We start from the raw sequence: 23,647 nt of genomic DNA on the forward strand, positions 1-23,647 counted from the left end.
CAAACCGGACTGGTTATGTTTTCCAAGCCGACGGATTATACTTTTACATAATCCATAGTCTTGGAATAGTCTTGTAGATATTGGACGAATTAATTACCAAATCAGCAACGGAGACTCTTTCTTATTCTTAATTTAAGACGCAAGCTAGAAATTAAAATAAAAAAAGCTCACAACACTATATATAAATAATAAGGGATGCTGTGCTCTAAAGGGAGGTCCTGGAGAATAGCACAGCCGCCAATTTAGAAAAAATATTTCCAGAAATTTAAACATTTATTTGCTAAATTGGCTTATTAAAAACTCGAAGGTAAAGTTTTTAAATCCCTTACTATTCATATATTTAACGTTAACCAACATTGGAATGAACATTTATCAAAAATAAAAACTTGACTATTTGAAATTAAAAAATGAATTTCAAAACAATCTTGAATTTATTTAGGAACAACAGGTCTGAACCTAAATATTTCAGTCTTGAATTTTGAAGAGTCAATCTTAATATTTGAAAATTTTTCAGAAAAAAGTTCACCAAGTTATCATCTTGAAATAGAACTTGTCAAATCAGAAATTGTAATAGTTAAAAAAATCCGTAAGAAAACTATAAATGAATTTGGATATTTTAGTATTCCTGAAATTAACCCTGAAATTTTGATTCTTGAAGGCACCACCACAAAACCCCGAAAACGTACTGTTTTCCAGGTCTTTTGTTTTTAAGGGGACAACATTAAGTACAACACAATCGAGAATTTCAACTTTTGTCCTAATTCTATTCAACAAGCCAATGTTTCCACATTTATCACAATACTCTTTTTTTATGATAAAATTCAAAAAATAAAAACCATAACAGAAGTTTGGAGTTTTAAATACGGTCATAGTCTTGACTCGTATTCTAAATTAGATTTGTAGTAACAACCTGTTTTACTTAACTTTTTAACTCCATTTCTTTTTAACAACAATACGGTATGCCATAATAGCCTCTCCTTAATAATTTATAACATTGTACATAATCCAATTAAAGAAAACGTATAGCATGTTTTATAAATATACGTATAGGTACGTATTGTGCTGTTTAAAATTAATTATTAGATTTACTTATTCAAATTACCAACTAATCCGAATTACACAATAATTCAATCGTCTAGTATTAACCAATAAAAATAATTGTATGTTAAAGAATTGCATCAAAATCTCTCTGATAATTATTTGCTTTTTGAGCAGCGGAGTAAATGAAGTAAAAGCACAAGTAGAAATTAATCCTACACAATGGCAAAGAACCAATGATCTACCCAATATCAAAAACCCAACTGGTGATGTGTATCAATTAGAAGTAATTAAACCAGGCAAAGACCATGTTTTATCAGTCAGCGGCAGCGGCGATATGGATAATACTTATTGGTATAATAGAAAACATACTGGCTATACAAAAATGATGCAACAGTGGCTTATTTTACCTACTGGCGATCAACCAGTGTACTTGGATGGTACTTTTCATGAGCAATATTATATTATCAGTCAATATACTGGTAAACCATTAAACATGAGTGGCTACGACGATTTAGATCCTGTAGTTAATATGTATTTTGATGCAAAAAAAGGGCAGAAATGGCTTTTTATTCGCAACAGCAGAAAAGGCTTTACTATTAAGAATTCTTATTGGAATAAAGCATTTTCGGGCGCTAAACATTTAAGTAATGGCAATTTTGGAAATGTAACGTATACCTATGCTGCTGATTCCCCCAGCTTAAGCAATATTGTTTTATGGAAAGCAGAAGGATATAACATGCCAACTCCTTCAATTAATGCTGAAACCAGCAATAAAAAACCGAACTTAGAAATTACTTGGTCTAATGGCAATCCGGTTTATCCAAAAACTGATAAGCCTTTTTCATCTGAGTTTAAATATTTACCTGCTTTTATTATAAAGGATAATGGACTGACTAATACAGAAAAAATAAAGTATTCACCATTCTACAAGCTAATTAAGGAATCTTATATACTTGAGATAGACAAATCCGATAACTCTGGAAATAATAACGAAATCGAAATAAAATATTATTACTCTTCCGGTATTACCGAATCGGAATCTAATTCTAGAACAGAAAGTTTTTCTGTTTCGGTAACTGGTGGTACAGGCGAGGCCAGCCCGGTGAAGTTTGAAATGTCTGCAGAATTTGGTATGGCTTGGACAAATGAAAAATCTACAGGTACAGAAAAAATTAGTGGGAAGGAAACGACGGTTCCAGTTTCTCCGGGTTATGCTACTGGGTTATATTCCACTAAATATAAATTCACTTTAAGGCGACTAGATGACACGTTCATTAAATCGTGGGAAGTGTATGGACCGGATAATAAGAAAATCATTTCTTCAATGAAACCAAAACAATAAATTAGTTAACTTTTTTTTCTCTGCAACGTCTATCTATGTTAGTTTTTGCAGCATGAAATCACTCTACTTTTTTCTTAGCAACGTCTCTCGCAGGGGACGTTGCTTTCTTTAATAATTTTCTAAATAATTAGGACTCTCCGCTGGAATTATCGGAAATAATACATACAAATCGAAAACAAACTTTCTCGAATATAATGTTGACGGAATAAAATACGAAACTCGACCTTTAAGTTCAAGAATCTTTAATATTGGAGAATTTTATAGAATTAAATACTCTAAATCAAAACCTGAAATTTCGGAAGTTGATTATACAAAACCAATAATATTAAACCAAAACGACTTTGATTTTACAAACGGAATAGTTACTAAAACATTTGAAAAAGAAAGTTTGAGTGTTCTTTCATTCTCTTATAACTATCAGAATGAAAATTATGAACGAGATGTAATTCTTGAAAAAATTGGTGAATTAAAGAAAGGAAAACAAATTGAAATATTAGTGAATAAGAAAATCCTGAAATTTCATATTTAACCGAACAAATAAAATCGGAATAAAAAACTGCACACAACACATTATACAAAAAATTGCTGGTTTTGTGCTTAAACAAAAATCGTTGCGTGTTTGCTACATCTGATTTTATATGTCAAAAATAATAGAGCACTTTGATAGAGAAATATTGCGACAACACCAAAAATGGTGAAAAGGTTATTGTTTGTTACGAATGGCATGAAATGTATGTAAAATGTATGTAGTCTTTTTTTAAAACGTTATAATACTGATTATCAAAATATTAATAAAAATAAATTATCTCTTCTAAGGAGGCGGTCGCAGGTTCGAATCCTGCAGGGCTCACAACTCACAAACCTAGCGGTAACGCTGGGTTTTGTTGTTTAAAAACACTTCTACTTATTCACTTTGTTGGTAAATAAACGCCGTAATACATGTCAATTACATATTCGTAATTGCTTAAACTCTAGCAATACTGTTTTTCGTAACCACAATATCACATCGTAAAATTAAAATTCGGATAAAAAAATGATTCCAATTCCAATTAGTCTGTGTTTTATCCATAAAATTAGTCTTAAAAAAATGGAAACGACCCCCCTTTAATTTTGTAAATAATGTGCCTTTACCGCACTGAATTATTGCTAACGTTTGGTATATGGCTTGTTGCGTTTTTAAACATCTAATTTAATAGACAAATCACAGATATAAAATTCCGTTTGAATTTTTTTAAGTAGGCTAGCATTAAGCAATAAATCACAGACGCTGTTCTTCTTTCGTTATTTTCTACAATTTCTTTATCAATTAAGTCTAATTAGTTTATTCATCCTTTTTAACTCCTTATAAATCAGTTTAAATACACATAAAAACTGTTTAAAAGGCAATAGGATTAGTTAACGTTGGTTTCAGTATCTTTAAACTATATTTACACCAAACTACTAAGTTTTAAACAGTTTAAAATTATAAAAAAATTATGAAATCTATTAAAAAAATCCCAATACTAGCGATACTATTTTTTGGACTATTGTCAAGTTGTAATTCAGAGATAGAATCCTTAGAAGTTGAGGAAGCAAATGTAAGGAGTAAGAAGTCTGGATCTTTAGTATCTGTTGATCTTGGTCTTGCTGGAGATTTTGCGATTCTTTCAAAATCAGGAATCACTAATGTGCCTCCATCTGTCATTACGGGTAATGTAGGAACAAGCCCAATAACAGGTGCTGCTCTTTTATTAACATGTCCTCAAGTTATTGGAAACATTTATACAGTAGATCCAGCAGGCCCACTTCCTTGCAGAACAACTAATGCTTCTGGACTTACAGCAGCTGTGCTTAATATGGAAACTGCATATACAGATGCAGCAGGACGCTCTAATCCAGATTATTTAAACGAAGGCGCTGGAAATATAGGAGGGCTCACATTAAATCCAGGGCTTCATAAATGGACAAGTACACTTTTAATACCGACAGAAATCGTACTGGACGGTGGTGAGGATGATGTATGGATATTTCAAGTTGCAGGAACGCTTACCATGAGTTCTGCTGTTAGAATGACTTTATCTGGAGGTGCACAAGCAAAAAACATTTTTTGGCAAGTATCAGGTGCTGTTACATTAGGGACCACAAGTCATTTTGAAGGAAACCTATTAGGTGCAACCTCAATAGCGGTACAAACAGGAGCCACAGTAAATGGAAGGTTACTAGCACAAACAGCGGTAACTTTACAAATGAATACAGTTACTGCGGTACCAGTAGAGAAGGGTCCAGATGTCAGGTGACTTGTGAACGATGGTGGAGTAGTTTTCTGGATAAGCAAACCATTCTTTAAAGGTATCAAATGTTAGATTATTTAATATCTTTTAATCCTATAAATAATAGTGTGTAGTTTCTTATATTTCTTGACCTGAAATACGACTACAGGTTAAAATTGATATGCCATATTCGGTATTTTATAGTTTAAAGATAAATGTAATCTTACTTCATTGTATAAATTAATTTCATTTTTTGCAACTCCCGATACGTGTGCTGCGTTTACAAAGGTTTGATCGAGATAAAACTCCATTTACACCTTCGGCCATTGCATTTTCGTAACACTGATTTTCTTCGATCATACTAATATCTATCTTTTTTCTTTTTAGAATTTTCGTGTATACATTACTGCACTACTGTATTCCTCTGACTGACCCGAGAGCTTTACTCAGAACTAGCATAGCAATAATGTATTATTAGTTCTTTAATGTTTTTAGCTTGGTATATGGCCTTATTGAGTGCTATGACACATCTTTTAAGTTCCGTAAGTCTTGATAGCTCCCTGTTTTTTGAGTCATTTTGTAGACTAATTCGCGTCCTTTATTTTGAAATTCTGTTGATTGAACTTCTAACGATTTAGAAGAATCTTTAGTTTTGGATTCTTTATTTCCACAGGTGGTCAATAACGAACTGAAGTTAATTACAAGAATTAATTTTAAATAACACATAGTCTCATTTATTTTGAAATGGCCCATTTTTAAAAAAAAGAGGTAACGATTAATGTTTTTAAAATTTTAATTTTTAAATAAACCTTCCGAATTAACGGAAGGTTTAAAGCTGTCAATCAATCTATAGCAATTAAGCTTCCATACTATCTTTAGACCAAGCAAACTTTTTAAATGCTGCATCCACAGGTGTGTTTGCAATATGGTTTATATAGTTACTTATTGTTTTTTGAGATAATCCTAAAAGGATTTCTAATACTTGTCTTTCGTCATAACCCGCAGAATAAAACGTGTTTAAATCTTCTTGCGTTACTTGTCCACGATTACGTACAATTGTCAATGTCATTTTTCGTAACGCTTCTAATTTAGAGTTGTCAAGAGGTGTTTCGTTACGTAACGCTTCTGTTATAGCATCGTCTACCTTCATCATTTTTGCAATGCCTGTATGTGCAGGTACACAGTAATGACATGCATGCTCAACGTTTATGGTTTGCCATACAACTGTTAATTCTTCTTCGTTAAAAGATGTTTGTGTGAATAGCTCATGTAACGTTTGGTACGCTTCCAAAACTTTTGGCGCCCCTGCTAATACGCCATGTAAACCAGGAATCATTCCGTAAGCTTTTTGAGAATTTTCTAATAATGCTTTGCTACCTTCTGGTGCAGTTTCGATGTTGTGTACTTTTAATGTTGTCATAATTTCTTCTTTTTATTTATTGATTAAACTAAACAATCGTTTAGTTATTGTTTAAAAAAAATGATTAAATATTTTTGAATGTCATTTCAATATAGTCTTCGATTTCTTTTTTGCTATTTACTCTTGTTGCAGCTGCTAAACCATGTTTTGCTAATACTAAAAAGTTAGCTTGCTTTCTTACGGTGTCTTCGTCTTTAGAAGGATCCATTCTTAATTTTTCAATGAATAAATTTTTAAGATTATCCATAAAAGCGGTGATCTTTTTGTTTACTATTTCGTCTTCACTCACAGAAAACTCGTTATATGTATTAGTTAATAAACAGCCTTTTTGATTGCCTTGTTGATTGGAAACTGTCACAGAATCATAAAAAAACTGTTTGACATCTTCAACACCATTTGTGGCCATTTTTAATTTATCGAACATTTTTTTTCTTTTAGCCTTGTAGCTTTTTAAGCTTTCTAAAAATAAACCATGTTTGTTACCGAAGCTAGAATAGATTGAAAACTTATTTATACCCATTTCTTTTTCAAGCATTTGCATAGAAGTGTTTTCGTAACCATTACGCCAAAACAAATGCATTGCTTTGTCAATAACTTCTGCTTCTATATATTGTTTTTTTCTAGACATTAGTTCTAACTACAGTACAAAACTAACCAATCGTTTAGATACAAAAAACAGTTTAACATATTTTTATATGTTAGTTGAATTAAAGTTTTCATAGGTGTTACTTAATATTGGTTACTGTAATAATATATGCTTGTTTTAAGTTTACAATTGATTAGTTCTAATGAAATTACATTTATTACCTAAAAAGGTGATAATATTCTCAATATTTCTCCACTATTTTATTATTAGAATTGTTAATTTTTTTTTAAATATCATTTCAAAACACTTAAAACAAAATCCAAGAGTGAATCTTTGATACAAAAAACCTTCATGTTATTATAAAAATTATTGTTTTAAACAGTGGTTCTCGTCTGTTTGGAATATAAATTGTTTCTGCTTTATAATTCTCATAAATATGACTTTAATAATTTCACCTTGTACGTATCATTAAATACAATGATTTTTAATACCATACAAGTGTATTTCATCGAGTAATTCTTTGTAAAAACGCGCTTCATCGAATATTTTGTATATTTAATCGATAAAGTAATTTGTTTTATTCAATATTAAAATTATATTTGCCTTGAATTTCATTAAACCCCAAATCGATGAAAAACCTACTTAAAAATGCAATTGCATCTGCAATTGTTATGTCAATGCTTTTTAATTGTTCGATTGAATCAATTGAAAATGAGCAAGAAGAACTTCTTTTTCAAACTCCTAATGCACAAAACGATTGTGCAGATGAAGATCCTCAGGCGAGGGTTACTAACGGTGGAACCATTGCAATTACTTTTCAGATTTCAACATTGGATGGTACCGTGTTACATTTGGTAGAAAATATAGCCCCTGGAAATTCTTCTGGCTTCTTAACATTTGCGCCTGATGACATTGTGTTTAACATTTCGAAAAATACAACAGGTATTCAAGATGACAAAGTTGTTTTTACTATGAATCAATGTATGAGTTTTGATATGGTATTAGGAGTTGATAATTATTTAGTTGCTGGATCTCCAGATAACCTATAAGTCTCATAGTTTATTGCAAATGATTACTAACTTAACACCAAGAAGGTTTGTGGTAAAAAAAAGATAAGTGTGCCCTCCATCTTTAATACTATATTTCTTTCTTAAATTTTGAACAGTCTCTGGGAAGTTTCTAGTTGTAATATTAGCTTGTGATATTTTAAGTGATTTTATATTCTTTTTGCTGTAATCTACTATGGATTCAATAGTAAAGGATCTTCCAGGAAATATCAGGTGTTCATTGCTCGTGTATAAATGAGAGTGTTGGTGTATTTTTGAAATCTTCAATTGCTTTGATACACTATTAAAAGCACCCGATTTTAGAATAGCAGCATTTGGCTCATATAAAAAGTGTAAAGGATGACTTAAAATTGCATGGTGTGTGGCCTCATTCATTAATTTAAAATTAAAAACTTCTACAGAATTATTAACAATATTGGCGGTTTTAACTGTGATTTCTCCCTTAAAGTCGTTTTCTAATATCCATATAAGCTCCTTTACTTCATTTTTAACTGCTATGATATGAATGTCCTTAACGTGCTTTAATTCACTTATTCCTATGGATAAGTCTAATAAGGGAGATGTTTTAATGGCTATATTATTCGTGCGTTTAAATAGAGTTTCTAAATGAAGAGGAACATTAGGTAAACACTCTTTGAGAAAAAAGACCTTGCCTTTGCTTTTATGTCTTCGGGAGGGATCTATATAAACCCAATCATACTTATCTTTTTTTGAAAGCAAGTAATCTATGCCACTTGAGTTAACTGTTTTTATGTTTTTAACTTGTAGTTGAGTATAATTATAAGCTACTATTGCAGACAATTCCTCATCAATATCACAATATGTGACCTCCTTAAAATGCCTCGAAAAGTATAAACAGTCTACACCAAAACCTCCAGTAATATCTAATATTGATTTTCCTGTAAATAATTTAGACTTATATTCTGCAGTGATTTCAGATGACGTTTGTTCTATGTTTAACTTGTTTGGGTAGTATATCTTTTCCGAAGAAAACCAAGTCGGTAACTTTTTTTTACACTTAACTTTAGCTTCAATTTGTTCAATAATTTCTTTGGTAGTAACCTTGCTAAAGTGAGTGCCTTTTAATAGAATACTGGATACTTCGGTATTAATATTATTAGAAATAAACTTTTGAATTTCGCTATTTAAAATGTCAGTATTCAAACGTTGATTATAAGCCTTGCGTTAATTTTTTTACCATTTTATTATCTGATAAAAATTCTTTAAGAATCACCTTTATGGCCGTGTAGAAAGGAACTGCGACAATCATACCAACAACTCCAAAGAGTAGACCTGCAATTATTATGATTAAGAAAATCTCTAAAGGATGTGATTTTACACTCTTAGAAAATATAAAAGGCTGACTAAAGAAATTATCAACCAACTGCGCAATTGCTATAACGATAAATGTGTAAAATAATTTAGGTAAAACAATAACACTAAAGCTCTCACCGAGATTATTGGTCATTACTAAAAGCATCATAATAGCACCTCCAATTAATGGACCTAAATAGGGTATTAGATTTATTAAAGCACATAAAAAGGCAATAACTACAGCGTTTTCAATACCAATAATTAGTAAACCTATCGTGTAAATAATGAATAGTATTAAGATTTGGAAGAACAACCCGACGAAATAACGAGATAACAAATCTGAAATCTTCTCAATAGACCGTTTCGTATTTGACTCTTTATTATTAGGTACGAATGTCAAAATCCCTTGTTGAAATAGGTTTCTATCTTTTAAAAAGAAAAAAGCAATAAATAAAACAGACATCAAACCAATACTGAAACTTCCTAACCCAGAAACGATGCTATTTAAAAAGTTTGGTATGATACTATAATCCATACTCGACAATATTTTAGATTCTTTAATAGCTTGTTCTGCGTCGATATGATTAATTTCTAAATACGTAATAGTTTCGGTATATAAAGATTCGATATTACTTTTAAGCTGATCTATATCTAGTAGTGATAAATTTTGCCCTTGTTCAACTAAAAGCGGTATTAATAAGCTTACAATCCCTACAAAAATACCTACTAAAAAGACCATGGTTGCAACCACAGCAAGTGTGTTATTGAATTTTAGACGTCGTCTTAAAAACATAACAATGGGTCTTCCAATAAGTGATATTACGCCTGCAATAACGATATAAACAATTACAGATTGTATCTCATATAAGAAGTACAAAACCAATGAAACAGCAACGATTACGCCAGCTGCCCTAAGTATTCCGTATGAAATATTTTTAGAATTCATGGAGTAAATATATAAAGACTTTAGTTAAGACTGTTTAAGTTGTTTGGTTATTTCATACAAAGTCACACTAGTGGCTTGTACGACATTCATACTGCTATTTTGGCCAAACATATCAATATGAATAACAGCATCACTCATATTTAAAATAGCTTCTGAAACTCCAAAATTCTCATCACCAATAATTAGTGCAATAGGTTTATGCTTCGGAAATGTGAAATCTATCAGAGCTTCGCTTTTTGATGTGATTTCAAGAGCAATTATAAAATAACCGTTGTTTTTTAAATCAGAAACTAGGGTTAACGCTTCATTTTCGTGTTTATACTTTACAGATTTCTCAGTAGCTCTTGATGTCTTCATCATTTTTCTACCTAAAGGCGTGTTATCTCCACAAAAAATCAATTCTTCAATACCAAAAGCATCTGCAGTTCTAAACAAACTTCCAATATTTGGAGCATTAGTAACATTCTCACAAATGAGAGTAATAGGAAACGTTTTGTTGTTAAAGTTAGTAGAGTAGTGGTTTAGTTGCATTTGATATAGTCGCGTAAGGTCTTAAACTCGAAATGGATTAAGTGATTTAAGGTAAATGAAATGTTTGTCCGCAATTATATACAGCGTGTAATTTACCACACGGTCCAAAACAACATATAATTCCTTTTGGAGCTGGGCTAATGTGAAAATTGCTATTGCCACAGTATAGGTATGGCTAATAATTTGACCTAAACACTGAAATGTCATTAGTACAATTAAAACAACTGCAATTACTCTGTATCTCAAACTCATATTTAAGGACTAATTCTCAAACGCATATTTTATAATATTAGCTCCCATTTTTAAAGCTTTCTCTCGGACATCTGCTGGATCATTATGAACTTCTGGATCTTCCCAGCCATCACCAAGATCACTTTCAAAAGTAAAAAGTAAGACGAGTCTATTTTTATAAAAAAGCCCTAAAGCTTGTGGTCGTTTGCCATCGTGCTCATGAATTTTCGGTAAACCTTCAGGAAATTTATATGCGGTATTAAAAATTTCGTGGTCTTTAGGTAATTCCAATAATTCAAGATTTGGAAATACTTTTTTCAATTCTTTTTTGATGTAAGGCTCCATCCCGTAATTGTCGTCAATATGTAAGAATCCTCCAGACGTTAAGTAGTTTCTTAGGTTTTCGGCATCGGTATCAGAAAAAAATACATTTCCATGACCAGTCATATGTAATATTGGGAATTGAAAAATATCAATACTTCCAATGTCCACAACTTGCGGTTTTGTGTTCATTTTGGTCTTAATATTAGCATTACAGTAGCTAATAAGGTTAGGGAGTGCTGTAGGATTACTATACCAATCACCACCACCCTTGTACTTTACAATTGCCAAATCTTGAGCGTTAATAACTATTGAGGTTAAACTTATCATTAGCGTCAATGCTATTGTAAGCGTTTTAAAATATTTAGAACTTATGGTCATAAATCAAAAATAGAAATTAAACAGATGAATTATATTCTTTTAACTTTATTTATGACATCTTTATTTTCCTCTTCGGAAAAAGTAATGTCTTAAACACTGTTCACCGTATTGAATCTTAGCAATAAAAGCAATATATTTTGAATGTATAAAACAGTTGTTTTTTTTTAATATAAAGCTTTTCATTTAAACAGATTAAATGCCATAATATAAACTTATTATTCATTATTAAAAACAACAGAATGACAAGCCACGATAGCAGCAGTTTCTGTGCGTAAACGTGTCTCTCCAAGAGTTACAGGACTAAAACCATGTTGTAGTGCTAACTCAATTTCATTAGAACTAAAATCACCTTCTGGGCCAATGAGAATTGTAATGTCCTGATTTGGTTTTAGACTTTGTTTTAGTGACTTTTTATTCGTCTTTTCACAGTGTGCAATAACTGTTTGCCCAATAAAATCTTGAGCTATATATTCCTTAAACGAAATAGCGCGATTAAGTTTTGGTAAATAACAATTTAAAGACTGTTTCATGGCAGACCGCAATATTTTCTCATAACGGTCTGCCTTTATAACCTTGCGTTCGCTATTATCACAAATAATAGGAGTGATGGTATCTACCCCAATTTCGGTAGCTTTTTCTAAAAACCATTCATAACGATCATTCATTTTTGTTGGTGCAACAGCTAAGTGAAGTTTATACTCTCGCGTTGCTTGTTGCTTTGATGATGTTATTTTAGCAACACAGTTTTTCATATCTGCTAGAATAATTTCCGCAGAAAATAACCAACCATCACCATTTGTGATCTGTAAAATATCACTAGTAGATTTGCGTAATACTTTTACTATATGCCTACTTTCCTCTTTAGAAAAGCGAATCTCTATATCATTTTGCGTTAAGTCTTTGTTGTAGAAAAGTTGCATTATTGTCTTGGCTCAGTTACTTTTAGAACTTTAGACTCCTTTATTAATCGTCTGTTTTCTGTCATTAGGACAACATAATAGGCCTTAATTTCTGGGATGTCTATTGAGAAAATATCGCCGGTACTATATACTCCTTCAATAATAGGTTTTTCAAATTCTGGATGTAAATCTCCTGTTGTAAACCAGCCCAAATCACCACCTTGTTTAGCAGTATTATCCATGGAGTACTGGTTTGCTAAAGCAGTAAACAAATACCCTTCTTTGTATTTCAAAATGACTTGATTTCTAATAATATTTATATCCTTTAGAGACTTTTTACTGCCATCTAAATAGATACAACTTACTCTATAGTACGGGATTTCGTTCTTTTCAATAATCTTATAATACGTTTTTTGTGGCGCATCTTTAAAATATTTTTTAGAACCAACACTCATATTGAGAATATCTTCTGCCATACGCGTTTTATGTTTTTCCTCATTAAAAACAATGACCTTACCTTTAACTTTTTTATTCTTTTTAAAGAAAACAGTGACATCATCTAAAGTTTGAAGAGAATCCAAGGATTTTTCGAAATCCTTTTGGGCAATAACAATAGCGTTTGTAAAAAGTAAGATGGTAATAAGTAGATTTTTAAGCATAGCTTGGTTTATTTGTATTATGTCTCAAAAGTAATGGCTTGAAACAATTATAATAGTGTTTTGGAACGAAGTTTTGAAGAAATGATTGTTTATAACTATTAGTTTGGCCTATTTTACAGCGATCATACTAATTTCAACGTTAACGAACTTTGGTAAATTGGCGACTTCTACAGTTTCACGAGCAGGAGCTGTGGCTGCATCAAAATATTTACTGTAAACAGCATTGATTTGACTAAAGTTGTTCATGTCACTTATAAAAATGGAAGACTTAATAACATGTTCAAAAGTCATATCGGCGGCTTCTAATACAGCTTTCAAGTTTTGCATGACTTGTTCTGTTTCCGAAGAAATAGAATCTAAAACCAATGCACCCGATTGTACATTTATTGCAATTTGACCTGAAGTATATAACGTATTGCCTGTCAAAACAGCTTGATTATAAGGCCCAATTGGAGCAGGAGCGTTAGGCGTATTAATTATTTTCTTCATGTGTTTATCTGTGTTTTTATTTGAGATGGTGTGTTATTGATAGTTATTTATGGTCTCTATGGACACGCTTTTAAAATGCTAGTATCATATCATATAACGATTATAACTGTTGATCTCTTTGTTTGCGTTTATCGTATTTAAGGTCTTGGAGCAAGCTAGATTTGATACCAATAAAGAAATTCCATTGGTTATTTGGACCAAAAGGAACCCAAGAAAAATTCATACGCCAACTTAGTAAATCGCGTTCAAAACGCAATTGAGTTTGGGTAAACCCTTTGTTGGCAACATCATAACCAGAAGAGGCTCCAACAGACCATTTTGGTGACAACTCAATATCTCCAGAGAACATTAAAGAATGACTCGTTATTGCGTTCTGTCTCGCTGCATTACCATAGTTAACAACGTAAGCCATTCGCAGGCTCCATGGTATTTTGAAATTATATAACTCTGAGGGCTCTTCCTTTTTGTCTTTTAAGTCGCTATCATCTGTTAAACGCTGATCTGCAAAATCTTGAGGCCTCCCAAATAAATCATCTGCACGTCCACCACTTCTTAAATTATCTTGAATGGCAGGATCATCTTCATCTCCATTCCCTTCAAATGCGGAACTAGAAATGGAATAACTAATGTTAAGGTTAGCAGAGGTTAGTCTAAATAAACTTCCTCCATTTTCAATATTAAATTTTTCAATTTTTCTATTATTGTTATCCAGTGCGTAAGGATCTAAAATCATCCCAAAGTTAATATTCATTTTATCCTTTAAGACTGTTGTTCCTCCAGAAACTCTTAATGGACTCCATTTTAAACTATCACCAGCGAAATTATAAGATGTTTGAAAGTTAAGATTGTTTAGCAACTTAATTTTTTTAGGTTCTGTCGCGGTACTATCTTTATCGGTGACTTTGGCTTCAAAATTATTACCCAATGAAATACCCATAGAGCTAGAGAAGTTTTGGTTTGGCGTTCCAAAGAGAGAGCCTTCAAACCTTGTGTATTCCTGTCGTTCTAACTCGTCTACGGTGTCGCCATCTGCATTTGCAATTGCAAAAGTATCGTAATATTGATCAAAAGCTGGATTGATGTTATAGCTTATTGATGGACGCATTACATGTCGTATTTGCTGAATTTTACGCTCTTTGCCTTCTTTTCTAAAATCAAACATTCCATAGACTGTCGTACCAATACTTGTGCTGAAATTATAAGTTAAAAAACGATCAAAGTTGGTTAAATCTTCAGTAATAATTGTGCCTTCATCGTCTTCAAATCTTTTGATAGTATTGAACGTCCAATTCTCTTCAAAATTCATGCTAGCACTCATACTAAAATAGTCAAATACTTTAAAGTTCGTAGAAACAGGAATAGAATGTAGCGTTCCTATTTTTGCATCATTGAACATTTCAGATTTAAGAAACAAGGAGTCTGTAGTTCGAATCCTGTTTTCTCCTCTAACGTTATATTGAAAGTTTATATTTTGAATAATTCCTTTTTTTGATCCGGTTTTAGGTGCAAATGGAAACATTCTACCTACACTCGCTTGCACTGTTGGTAAGGTTAAATTAATTTCTTCTGTATTGGTGTTTTGAGAATGCGTAGCTGTCACATTCATATTAACCTGTGGCTCTCCTTGAAAAGTTTTAGAATAAGATACCGATGAAGCCAAGGTATTGTTCAGTGCACTTGCCAAATTTAATTGGTTTATGGACTGCCTAAAAAACTGACTACTACCTAAGTTTACGGATGCCGAAAACCTAGAACTTGGATTGGATTTTCCATCTTGACTATGAGACCAACGAATATTATAAATCGTTGACTTTGCAAAGTCTGGGAAACCAGGTTCGCTATTAATTAAATTTTCATACCTAAAACTTAAATTTCCATTAAATTTATAACGTTTAGCATAATTAGATTCTAAACGCAGACCATAACTTCCATTGGTATAGTAATCTCCTAAAACCGCTAAATCAAGATAGTCGTTAATCGCAAAATAATACCCTCCATTCTGTAAAAAGTAACCTCTATCATTTGCTAATTCCTGTCCAGGTGTTGGCATAATAACACCAGATGTTTGCTTTTTAGACATCGGAAAATAAGCAAAAGGTAGCCCAATTGGCGTTGGTACATCGTATATAAATAAGTTTGTAAATCCTGTAACTACTTTTACACCAGGAACGACTTTAGCTGTTCTCATTAAAAAATAATATTCAGGGTCGTCAAGGTTTTCAGAAGTTGTAAACTTCCCATCTTTAATAAAAAGGGTAGAATCATTTTCACGTTTAGTAATCGCTGCGATAATGGTTCCGCCACTTTCTTCTGTTTTAGAATTGTAAATAATAGCTTTTTTAGTAACGGTATTAAATATGACAGAATCTGGTTCCACAATACTTTGTCCTTGTGTAAACACAGGTGCTTGAGAATAATTCCCTAAACTATCTTTGAGACGTCCTGCATAGACTAAATCTTTACCGTGATTAATGACAATAATACCAGATTTGATATTCATGTCACCGTAATTAACTTCGGCTTCATTGTATAAGGTAGTTGTGTTTTTTCGCTGATCTAATCGCACATAATCTTTGGCTTTATAATCCACGATACTTGTGAGAAATTCTTTTTTCTTCGGAATAGAATCCGTCTTTGTGCTATCTGATTCTTTTATGTTTTTGGGTGTATCGAGCATCTTTCCAATGCTTATAACAGTTGTATCATTAACTATGGTATCATTTTTTGTTACAGGCCTAATTGGCTCCTTAGATTTAGGTAATTCTTGAGCCCAGCAAAACATGTTGATAAACATGGTAAAACTTAGGGTAAAAAGTATGTGTAAGCTTTTTGTATGCAACGCTTTTAAATGTATTTTTGCTAAAGTATGGCTCGGTTTTTGAATTCCCAAAATTACATAGATTTTTTATGATTAGTTTATAATTCAATCAATTTATAAAAAGCATGATTAGACTAGATAATCTAGATACTACGTACTTAAAATAAATCGAGTTGATTAACCGTTAAACACGTATGAAAACGACATTACATTACCGTATAGTATTAGTGAGTTTGTTATTTACCAGTATTTTAACATCTGCACATGCATTTCAAAAAAACAAAGATAAATTTGTTGTTGTATTGGATGCAGGTCATGGTGGTCATGATTCTGGTAACCTAGGAAATGGACATAGAGAAAAAGATATTGCATTAAATATTGTCCTTCATGTTGGTCAGGAGCTTGAAAAAAACAAGGATATTAAAGTTATTTATACTAGGGATAAAGATGTTTTTGTAACCTTAAGAGGACGAGCAAAAATCGCGAATGATGCAGATGCAGATCTATTTGTCTCGGTGCATTGTAATGCACATCATTCTCAGGCCTCAGGAACTGAAACGTTTGTATTAGGTGTAGCAAATACCAAACGTAATATGGAAATTGCAAAAAAGGAGAATGAAGTTATTTTTCTTGAAGCAGATTACGAGAAACACTATGAAGGTTTTGATCCAAACTCACCAGAATCCCTTATTACTCTAAGTTTTCTTCAAGAGGAGTATACCGAGAATAGTATCAAACTAGCCAGAATGGTTGAGGATAATTTTGAGCAAGGTCTCAAGCGTAAAAGTAGAGGTTTGAAACAAGCGAGTTTATGGGTTTTGCATAATACGTATATGCCAAGTGTCCTTATAGAGGTGGGCTTTTTGACTAATAAAGGAGAAGGTGAATTCTTAAATACCAAGACAGGTCAAACAAAAATGGGGTCGGGTATAAAAAAAGCAATATTAGGATACAAGACGTATATAGAGCAAAATGTAGGAGAAGATATTTATAAAGGAACCAAAGTAGGCAACAATAATATGGAGTCAAGCGGTGAGCCGCAAATTATAGAAAATGTCGTGTTTAAGGTTCAAATTGCAGCCAGTTCTAGAGAAATAGCGCCTAAGTCTTATAATTTTAAAGGCTTATCAGGTATTACTAGAGAAAAAGTAGGTGAAATTTATAAGTATTATCATGGTGCTACTTCAGATTATAATAGGGTAAAGCAACTACAGTCGAATGCAGTATCTAAAGGTTATAAAGACTGCTTTGTTGTGGCTTATAAGGATGGAAATAAAACAGATGTTTCCGAAGCAATAAAACCAGCATCTAATTAGAAATATTGTTTATCTTTAATTAGAAACATTTTTTATATAATTATTGTTAATTTTGTTGTAACCCAAAAATGTAAAAATTGAAAATTTCAAGAGAAATAAAAGCAGCCATACTTGTACTTTCAGGTATTTTGTTAATGGTTTTTTTAATCAACTATCTCAATGGTAAAAATCTATTTGAAAATGATGATACCTATTACACTGAGTTTGATTATAATGCCCTAACAAAAGCATCGCCAGTTACTGTAAAAGGTAATAATGTAGGTAAGATACAAGAGATTATCTATGATTTCAGTACTGGTAAAACAAGAGTTTCTTTTACAATAGACGATCAATTAAATTTCTCTAAGCAATCTAAGATTAGACTTTATAAAACAGGTTTAATGGGGGGTAACGCACTCGCCATTGTTGTAAGTAATTATGGAGAACCAGCAAAACCGGGAGATTATATCGCCTCTGAAGTCGAAGAAGATTTAGTGTCTAGTTTAACGACTAGCTTTTCTGATGTGAGTGACAACCTAGACTCAACATTATCATCAGCAGATTCACTTTTAGTAAGTCTTAATGGTTTGGTTCGTGATGAATCTGATAATGGAATTAAAAGTGCTATAGCAGAGTTAAATGCCACTATGAAATCTTTTAAATCGGTGTCTTACTCTGTAAATTCTTTGGTTAAAGAAAACGATGAAAAGTTGAGCTCGATACTTAGTAATTTTGATGCTGTAACTAAAGATTTAGCAATAATAACAAACGATTTAAAGGACGTGAAGTTGTCTAAAACGGTTGCAAACCTTGATAACACACTAACAACTGTCAATACTTTAATGGCGAGTATAGAGAATGGAGAAGGCTCTATTGGCAAGCTTTTAAAGGACGAAGGTTTGTATCAAAATCTGGAAGGAGCTGCATTACAGATGAATCAGTTGCTAGAAGATATGAAATTAAATCCTAAGCGTTATGTTCACTTTTCCCTATTTGGAAAGAAAGCTAAACGTTATGATGCTGACGGAAACGAGATAGAAGATAAAGATTAATAAATCAACCACAATATGAGTATTTTACCACAAGTCATATTTGCAATAGTGTTTTTTATAGGTATTGGATATTTCGCCAATAGCGTTATAAAAATAGCACGTAATATTAAATTAGGTCAAGATGTTGATACTAGTGATAATAAGCCTCAACGTTGGAAAAACATGGCTAGAATAGCCTTAGGCCAGAGTAAAATGGTGACGCGACCAATTGCTGGTTTTCTTCATATCATTGTTTATGTAGGGTTTGTAGTTATTAATATTGAAGTTCTAGAAATCATAATAGATGGTTTCACAGGTCAACATCGTATTTTTTCTCCTGCAGGTGATATTTATAACATCTTAATTGGTTCTTTTGAATTACTTGCATTTGCAGTACTTGTAGCTGTAATCATCTTTTGGATAAGACGAAATGTTATAAAACTCAAACGTTTTATGAGTTCAGAAATGAAAGGCTGGCCAAAGAGCGATGGTAATATTATATTATATTTTGAAGTGGTATTGATGTGTTTGTTCTTAACAATGAATGGTACTGATTTACAATTACAACTTAATGGAGCAGAAGGATATCATACCGCTGGATCGTTCCCAATTAGTCAATGGCTATTACCTCTTTTTGATGGTCTATCAAATGCAACATTAATAATAATAGAAAGAACCGCATGGTGGTTGCACATTATAGGGATTTTAGTTTTCTTAAATTACTTGTATTTTTCTAAGCACTTACATATCTTATTGGCATTTCCAAATACTTTCTATGGTAATTTAAAACCAAAAGGTCAATTTGATAATTTAGAAGCAGTGACTAACGAAGTTAAGATGATGATGGATCCAGATGCAGATCCTTTTGCAGCTGCCCCAGAAGGAGAAGAAGATGCTGTTCCTGCAAAATTTGGAGCTAGTGATGTGCAAGATTTAAGTTGGGTTAATTTATTAAATGCCTATACCTGTACAGAGTGTGGTCGCTGTACTGACGAATGTCCAGCTAATCAAACTGGTAAAAAATTATCGCCTCGAAAAATCATGATGGACACGCGTGATCGTCTTGTTGAAGTAGGTAAAAATATAGATGCTAATAAAGGTGAATTTGTAGATGATGGTAAGCAACTTTTAGGAGATTATATTACAAATGAAGAACTTTGGGCTTGTACTAGTTGTAATGCTTGTGTAGAAGCTTGTCCTGTGAGTATAGATCCTTTGAATATCATTATGCAAATGCGTCAATACTTGGTTATGGAACAAAGTGCTGCGCCAATGGAGCTCAATAATATGATGACCAATATTGAAAATAATGGTGCGCCTTGGCCTTACAATCAGATGGACCGTTTAAATTGGAAAGATGAATAAATGAGCTGTTTTCTTTGGAAATATCAACTTTTATGCACGTTAGGCTTTTTAATAAGTTATAGTTTTTTGGGAGCGCAATCTTATAAAAAAGATTCGTTACAAATTAAATCATATACGCTTATAGAATATCGTCGCAGTGAAGTTAAAAGCGTCAAGTTATTAAGAGTAATCTGTGATTATTGTACAGATATTCAAAAAGAAGTCATAGGTATTGAAGCAACAAGAAGAGCTGAAAGCGAGAGCTATGAACCAAAAAATAGATTAAAAGAAGGCGATAAAAAACTCGCTATTTATATAAGAATTGCTAAGAAAGATTTTGCAGCAATTAAAGAAGATGAATAATAAATTTAATTACAATAGTTTCCTTTAAAAAAAAAACCGAAAGTAGTGTTGTTAAATAAGAAAATAAAAATATAATTATGAGCGAATTACTCAAAGTGCCAACTATGGCAGAATTTATGGCAGCTGGTAAAAAACCTGAAGTATTATTCTGGGTAGGTTGCGCAGGTAGCTTTGATGACAGAGCAAAAAAAATCACAAAAGCATTCGTAAAAATACTTAATAAAGCGAATGTAGAATTTGCAGTGCTCGGCACAGAAGAAAGCTGTACAGGTGATCCTGCAAAGCGTTCTGGAAATGAGTTTTTATTTCAAATGCAAGCCGTTACCAATATTGAGGTCATGAACGCTTATGAAATAAAGAAGATTGTTACTGCTTGTCCACATTGTTTTAATACCATCAAAAATGAATATCCAGGATTAGGTGGTAATTATGAAGTGATGCACCACACTCAATTTCTAAAGTCATTATTGACTGAAGGTCGCCTTACTATAGAAGGCGGTCAATATAAAGGCAAACGAATTACATTTCATGACCCGTGTTATTTAGGACGTGCAAATGACGTTTATGAAGCGCCAAGAGATTTAATTAGAAAATTGGATGCTGAGCTTGTAGAAATGAAAAGCTGTAAATCTAGAGGTTTATGCTGTGGAGCAGGAGGAGCACAAATGTTTAAAGATGCAGAGCCCGGAAATAAAGAAGTTAACATCGAAAGAACAGAGCAAGCTTTAGACGTAAAACCAGAAATTATTGCTGCTGGTTGTCCTTTTTGTAATACGATGATGACAGACGGTGTTAAAAACAAGGAGAAAGAAGGAGATATTCAAGTTATGGATATTGCAGAATTGATTGCAAACGCTCAAGATTTATAAAATGCCAGAAATAAACAAAAAAAGAATTCTTACTGCAGGTCTCGTTGGAGGTACTATATTTTCAATAGTAGTCGCCCTATTTGATTACTTTTTTGGAAGAGGGTTTTCCTGGTCAAGAGTTCTATTTTACTTTATTTTTGGTCTGATTATGTATAGCTTTTTAACCTATAGAAATTTTAAAAAGCATAATAAAAAGCCATAATAATAAAAATCACTTAAAAGAAGACAACTTCTATGATTTAAGTGAGAGTAGCTATGTAAAGAAGAAAGTAATGACCTATATTGAAGTAGTACAGAACTAAAATTAAATCTATACAATGTTCATAAACCAACAAATTGAGATTAATAACCTTCCTGAGATCTCGTCTGTTGAACTCAAGCCCATCTCAAAAAACTATTTTAAGATTATAATTTTAAATAAAGCGGTCCTTTATGCAATAGTCATCGGTCTATTAATTACTGGCAAATTCAAAATACAAGAAGAAGCGTTCCAAGATAATTTTATCTACATTGTTGGTCTGGTTATAATTGGGTGTCTATTGAATTTTATTTTATCCCTTTTAGCCTTTAAGAAAAGAAAATATGCTATCAGAGATAAAGACGTTATTTATTCTAAAGGACTTCTTGTTAATTCTATTACTACTGTGCCAATATCTAGAATTCAACATATAGAAGAATCTCGCAGTTGGTTGGCACGAAAGTTAAACCTCGCAACCTTAAAAATTTTCACAGCAGGAGAATCTGGTAGTGATTTAAAAATTGATGGTTTACCACTTGAAGAAGCGAGAAAAATAAATGATTTTTTAAGTACTCGAGTGAATGAAAGCATCTGATTTCTCAAAACCAATTAGGCAATCATCAAAAGGTATTATCATCATATTTGCATTTAATGCTTATAATTTTGTACGCCGTTTTTTTGTCTTGTTTATTGCTTTTGGAATCTCACTAACAAAGAAAAAAACATTTGCCCATGTTACACCTACAGTAATTTTCTTGGTTATTATAGGTATCCTTATTGTATTGCTTGTTTTAGCAATACTTAAGTATTTAAATTTTAAATTTTATTTAAGTAAGGATGACTTTCACTTATCTACCGGAATCATAAATAAGGATAATACAATTATTTCAAAGTCAAAAATTCAAAACGTCTACATCAAACAGAATTTTTTGCAGCAGATCATCAACGTGGTATCCTTAAATATAGAAACAGCGGGTGACAACAAATCTGAAATCTCTATAAAAGCATTAGATAAACCCACAGCTTTAAAATTAAAGAAAGAACTATTTACAAAATCAAATAGTACAGAAACACTAACAGATGTGGTCGAATCTAGAAACGTTTTCTTTCGAGTATCATTAAAACGTCTTTTTTTAGAAGGAATTTCTCAAAATCATCTGCGCAGTTTTCTTATCATCACCTCTTTTGTTTTTGGTTTATATTATGAATTTAAAGATTATTTTCGAGATTTAAAACTCAAACAAGGTCTAGAGGAGCTCATTCATTTAGATAAAGAAAGTCTTCTAAATATTATAATAATTAATACTGTATTTATTCTTGTCGCAATACTCATTTCTCTACTATTTTCGGTTCTTAAAACCGTAGTAACTAATTTTAATTTAGAAGTTGTAGAAAACCAAAAAACTATTGAGATTAATAAAGGCCTATTTAATAAAGTATCACTGAGTTTAACACCAAGTAGAATTCAAAATATAGTTATAAAAACAAATCGTATCAAACGCTATTTTGATTTACATACACTCTCTGTTAAACAAGCTATGGTGACTGTTAAGCAGCGAAAAAACTTTGTTATCATTGCCTTAGAAAAAGAGCAATTAAAACATTTAGTTGATAAGCTATTAGTTAATTATACGAGTGCTATTGAGAGATCAAACCCAAAAGGGTATTATAAACGTATCTTGGCCTTAAACATGTTCGCCTTAGCATTAATTATCAATGTTCCTGGGTTTATTCTCTTCGGAAATATAATGTGGTATATCAATATCGCGTTGGTATTATTTTCAGTTTTATACGTGACAGTAACTTACAGAAAAGCTTTTTATAAAATTGATGACCAATTCCTAACCATAGGAAGCGGATTTATAGACACCACTACTAACATTTTAGAAATTCATAAAATTCAAGCGGTCAAATTAAAACAAACCATCTTTCAAAAACGCATACAAATTTCATCTGTAATTATATCGACAGCCTCTAAATCTGTTAAAATACCATATGTTTCAGAAACTGAAGCAAAATCAATTTATGATTACTTATTATTTAAGGTGGAATCACAGAATAGAGATTGGATGTAAAATTGTATTTTTGTTTTCTGGAGCGAGAGAAACTTCCAACTTAAACTTAGGTTAATATAGGGTTGTTTAAATAGTCTGTCTTTTACAGCTATTTTTACGGGTTTTGATTATTTCGTTAAGATATAAATACACAAAAGA

22 protein-coding genes are annotated in these 23,647 nt (G+C 32.0%); 11 read left to right on the forward strand and 11 right to left on the reverse strand.

Translation table 11 applies throughout. From position 1 onward, the window contains the following. Nucleotides 1-471: 471 nt before the first annotated feature. The 3 genes from H593_RS0101600 (at nucleotide 472) to H593_RS0101615 (ending at nucleotide 4,659) form a co-directional block, all read left to right on the forward strand. The gene (locus tag H593_RS0101600) at nucleotides 472-711 is read left to right on the forward strand and encodes a hypothetical protein (protein ID WP_028870806.1); all 240 of its coding nucleotides are present in this window, start codon (nucleotides 472-474) and stop codon (nucleotides 709-711) included. Nucleotides 712-1,207: 496 nt separating this feature from the next. Then, nucleotides 1,208-2,383, forward strand: a complete 1,176-nt coding sequence (locus H593_RS0101605; RefSeq protein ID WP_028870807.1) for a hypothetical protein — start codon at nucleotides 1,208-1,210, stop codon at nucleotides 2,381-2,383. A 1,475-nt stretch (nucleotides 2,384-3,858) separates the two neighbouring features. Then, nucleotides 3,859-4,659 carry an ice-binding protein gene (locus tag H593_RS0101615; protein WP_028870808.1) on the forward strand — a complete coding sequence of 267 codons (801 nt, stop codon included), beginning with the start codon at nucleotides 3,859-3,861 and terminating at the stop codon, nucleotides 4,657-4,659. A gap of 492 nt (nucleotides 4,660-5,151) precedes the next feature. Here the strand turns inward: H593_RS0101615 and H593_RS0101620 are convergent, their stop codons facing one another. From H593_RS0101620 to H593_RS0101630, 3 genes are all read right to left on the reverse strand, one after another. Next, a complete protein-coding gene (locus tag H593_RS0101620) occupies nucleotides 5,152-5,358 on the reverse strand; it encodes a hypothetical protein (protein WP_028870809.1) in 207 nt (68 codons plus the stop codon). Between the two features lie 130 nt (nucleotides 5,359-5,488). Further along, nucleotides 5,489-6,052 carry a carboxymuconolactone decarboxylase family protein gene (locus H593_RS0101625; protein ID WP_028870810.1) on the reverse strand — a complete coding sequence of 188 codons (564 nt, stop codon included), beginning with the start codon at nucleotides 6,050-6,052 and terminating at the stop codon, nucleotides 5,489-5,491. A 64-nt stretch (nucleotides 6,053-6,116) separates the two neighbouring features. Continuing rightward, nucleotides 6,117-6,680 carry a TetR/AcrR family transcriptional regulator gene (locus H593_RS0101630; RefSeq protein ID WP_028870811.1) on the reverse strand — a complete coding sequence of 188 codons (564 nt, stop codon included), beginning with the start codon at nucleotides 6,678-6,680 and terminating at the stop codon, nucleotides 6,117-6,119. A gap of 587 nt (nucleotides 6,681-7,267) precedes the next feature. On the opposite strand from H593_RS0101630, the gene H593_RS0101635 reads away from it, so the two are divergent. Beyond that, on the forward strand, nucleotides 7,268-7,687 hold the full coding sequence (locus H593_RS0101635) for a hypothetical protein (RefSeq protein WP_028870812.1): 420 nt from the start codon (nucleotides 7,268-7,270) through the stop codon (nucleotides 7,685-7,687). Nucleotides 7,688-7,690: 3 nt separating this feature from the next. Here H593_RS0101635 and H593_RS0101640 read toward each other — a convergent pair whose 3' ends face one another. The 8 genes from H593_RS0101640 to H593_RS0101675 all read right to left on the reverse strand — a co-directional run bounded on the left by H593_RS0101640 (nucleotide 7,691) and on the right by H593_RS0101675 (nucleotide 16,366). Then, on the reverse strand, nucleotides 7,691-8,869 hold the full coding sequence (locus H593_RS0101640; protein ID WP_028870813.1) for a class I SAM-dependent methyltransferase: 1,179 nt from the start codon (nucleotides 8,867-8,869) through the stop codon (nucleotides 7,691-7,693). A 7-nt stretch (nucleotides 8,870-8,876) separates the two neighbouring features. Then, nucleotides 8,877-9,965, reverse strand: coding sequence for an AI-2E family transporter (locus H593_RS0101645; RefSeq protein WP_028870814.1), 1,089 nt, complete (start codon nucleotides 9,963-9,965; stop codon nucleotides 8,877-8,879). A gap of 24 nt (nucleotides 9,966-9,989) precedes the next feature. Then, on the reverse strand, nucleotides 9,990-10,496 hold the full coding sequence (locus tag H593_RS0101650; RefSeq protein ID WP_028870815.1) for a TrmH family RNA methyltransferase: 507 nt from the start codon (nucleotides 10,494-10,496) through the stop codon (nucleotides 9,990-9,992). 261 nt (nucleotides 10,497-10,757) lie between these two features. Further along, complete coding sequence (locus tag H593_RS0101655) at nucleotides 10,758-11,378, reverse strand: DUF4159 domain-containing protein (protein WP_245584986.1); 621 nt, start codon at nucleotides 11,376-11,378, stop codon at nucleotides 10,758-10,760. 266 nt (nucleotides 11,379-11,644) lie between these two features. After that, nucleotides 11,645-12,349: a 16S rRNA (uracil(1498)-N(3))-methyltransferase gene (locus H593_RS0101660; RefSeq protein WP_028870817.1), complete on the reverse strand. Its 705-nt coding sequence runs from the start codon at nucleotides 12,347-12,349 to the stop codon at nucleotides 11,645-11,647. After that, on the reverse strand, nucleotides 12,349-12,987 hold the full coding sequence (locus H593_RS19805; protein ID WP_051229590.1) for a peptidylprolyl isomerase: 639 nt from the start codon (nucleotides 12,985-12,987) through the stop codon (nucleotides 12,349-12,351). Before H593_RS19805 ends, H593_RS0101660 begins: the two co-directional genes overlap by 1 nt. Nucleotides 12,988-13,095: 108 nt before the next feature. Beyond that, nucleotides 13,096-13,476, reverse strand: a complete 381-nt coding sequence (locus H593_RS0101670) for a Rid family detoxifying hydrolase (RefSeq protein ID WP_028870818.1) — start codon at nucleotides 13,474-13,476, stop codon at nucleotides 13,096-13,098. 100 nt (nucleotides 13,477-13,576) lie between these two features. Further along, nucleotides 13,577-16,366: a putative LPS assembly protein LptD gene (locus H593_RS0101675; RefSeq protein ID WP_028870819.1), complete on the reverse strand. Its 2,790-nt coding sequence runs from the start codon at nucleotides 16,364-16,366 to the stop codon at nucleotides 13,577-13,579. A gap of 122 nt (nucleotides 16,367-16,488) precedes the next feature. Here H593_RS0101675 and H593_RS0101680 point away from each other — a divergent pair, with 122 nt between their 5' ends. The 7 genes from H593_RS0101680 to H593_RS0101715 all read left to right on the forward strand — a co-directional run bounded on the left by H593_RS0101680 (nucleotide 16,489) and on the right by H593_RS0101715 (nucleotide 23,509). Continuing rightward, nucleotides 16,489-17,610 carry an N-acetylmuramoyl-L-alanine amidase family protein gene (locus H593_RS0101680; RefSeq protein ID WP_028870820.1) on the forward strand — a complete coding sequence of 374 codons (1,122 nt, stop codon included), beginning with the start codon at nucleotides 16,489-16,491 and terminating at the stop codon, nucleotides 17,608-17,610. A 77-nt stretch (nucleotides 17,611-17,687) separates the two neighbouring features. After that, nucleotides 17,688-18,641 (forward strand): MlaD family protein, encoded by a 954-nt coding sequence (locus H593_RS0101685; RefSeq protein WP_028870821.1) that lies wholly within the window; start codon nucleotides 17,688-17,690, stop codon nucleotides 18,639-18,641. A gap of 15 nt (nucleotides 18,642-18,656) precedes the next feature. Next, complete coding sequence (locus H593_RS0101690) at nucleotides 18,657-19,985, forward strand: 4Fe-4S dicluster domain-containing protein (RefSeq protein ID WP_028870822.1); 1,329 nt, start codon at nucleotides 18,657-18,659, stop codon at nucleotides 19,983-19,985. Further along, nucleotides 19,986-20,327 (forward strand): hypothetical protein, encoded by a 342-nt coding sequence (locus H593_RS0101695; RefSeq protein WP_245584987.1) that lies wholly within the window; start codon nucleotides 19,986-19,988, stop codon nucleotides 20,325-20,327. 77 nt (nucleotides 20,328-20,404) lie between these two features. Further along, nucleotides 20,405-21,196 (forward strand): (Fe-S)-binding protein, encoded by a 792-nt coding sequence (locus H593_RS0101700; protein WP_028870824.1) that lies wholly within the window; start codon nucleotides 20,405-20,407, stop codon nucleotides 21,194-21,196. Nucleotides 21,197-21,513: 317 nt separating this feature from the next. Continuing rightward, a complete protein-coding gene (locus H593_RS18320; protein WP_037051256.1) occupies nucleotides 21,514-22,029 on the forward strand; it encodes a PH domain-containing protein in 516 nt (171 codons plus the stop codon). Beyond that, a complete protein-coding gene (locus H593_RS0101715; protein ID WP_028870826.1) occupies nucleotides 22,016-23,509 on the forward strand; it encodes a PH domain-containing protein in 1,494 nt (497 codons plus the stop codon). Before H593_RS18320 ends, H593_RS0101715 begins: the two co-directional genes overlap by 14 nt. Nucleotides 23,510-23,647: the final 138 nt, after the last annotated feature.

This window comes from Psychroserpens burtonensis DSM 12212 (genome assembly GCF_000425305.1).
In the GTDB taxonomy this organism is placed as follows: Bacteria; Bacteroidota; Bacteroidia; order Flavobacteriales; family Flavobacteriaceae; genus Psychroserpens; species Psychroserpens burtonensis.

Excerpts from the sequence above, each read along its gene's own strand:
- H593_RS0101650 (WP_028870815.1), bottom strand. The coding sequence starts at position 10,496 with ATGCAACTAAACCACTACTCTACTAACTTTAACAACAAAACGTTTCCT.
- H593_RS0101630 (WP_028870811.1), bottom strand. The coding sequence starts at position 6,680 with ATGTCTAGAAAAAAACAATATATAGAAGCAGAAGTTATTGACAAAGCA.
- H593_RS0101670 (WP_028870818.1), bottom strand. The coding sequence starts at position 13,476 with ATGAAGAAAATAATTAATACGCCTAACGCTCCTGCTCCAATTGGGCCT.
- H593_RS0101690 (WP_028870822.1), top strand. The coding sequence starts at position 18,657 with ATGAGTATTTTACCACAAGTCATATTTGCAATAGTGTTTTTTATAGGT.
- H593_RS0101700 (WP_028870824.1), top strand. The coding sequence starts at position 20,405 with ATGAGCGAATTACTCAAAGTGCCAACTATGGCAGAATTTATGGCAGCT.
- H593_RS0101680 (WP_028870820.1), top strand. The coding sequence starts at position 16,489 with ATGAAAACGACATTACATTACCGTATAGTATTAGTGAGTTTGTTATTT.
- H593_RS0101645 (WP_028870814.1), bottom strand. The coding sequence starts at position 9,965 with ATGAATTCTAAAAATATTTCATACGGAATACTTAGGGCAGCTGGCGTA.
- H593_RS0101615 (WP_028870808.1), top strand. The coding sequence starts at position 3,859 with ATGAAATCTATTAAAAAAATCCCAATACTAGCGATACTATTTTTTGGA.
- H593_RS0101620 (WP_028870809.1), bottom strand. The coding sequence starts at position 5,358 with ATGTGTTATTTAAAATTAATTCTTGTAATTAACTTCAGTTCGTTATTG.
- H593_RS19805 (WP_051229590.1), bottom strand. The coding sequence starts at position 12,987 with ATGCTTAAAAATCTACTTATTACCATCTTACTTTTTACAAACGCTATT.
- H593_RS0101695 (WP_245584987.1), top strand. The coding sequence starts at position 19,986 with ATGAGCTGTTTTCTTTGGAAATATCAACTTTTATGCACGTTAGGCTTT.
- H593_RS0101655 (WP_245584986.1), bottom strand. The coding sequence starts at position 11,378 with ATGATAAGTTTAACCTCAATAGTTATTAACGCTCAAGATTTGGCAATT.
- H593_RS18320 (WP_037051256.1), top strand. The coding sequence starts at position 21,514 with ATGTTCATAAACCAACAAATTGAGATTAATAACCTTCCTGAGATCTCG.
- H593_RS0101635 (WP_028870812.1), top strand. The coding sequence starts at position 7,268 with ATGAAAAACCTACTTAAAAATGCAATTGCATCTGCAATTGTTATGTCA.
- H593_RS0101625 (WP_028870810.1), bottom strand. The coding sequence starts at position 6,052 with ATGACAACATTAAAAGTACACAACATCGAAACTGCACCAGAAGGTAGC.
- H593_RS0101715 (WP_028870826.1), top strand. The coding sequence starts at position 22,016 with ATGAAAGCATCTGATTTCTCAAAACCAATTAGGCAATCATCAAAAGGT.
- H593_RS0101660 (WP_028870817.1), bottom strand. The coding sequence starts at position 12,349 with ATGCAACTTTTCTACAACAAAGACTTAACGCAAAATGATATAGAGATT.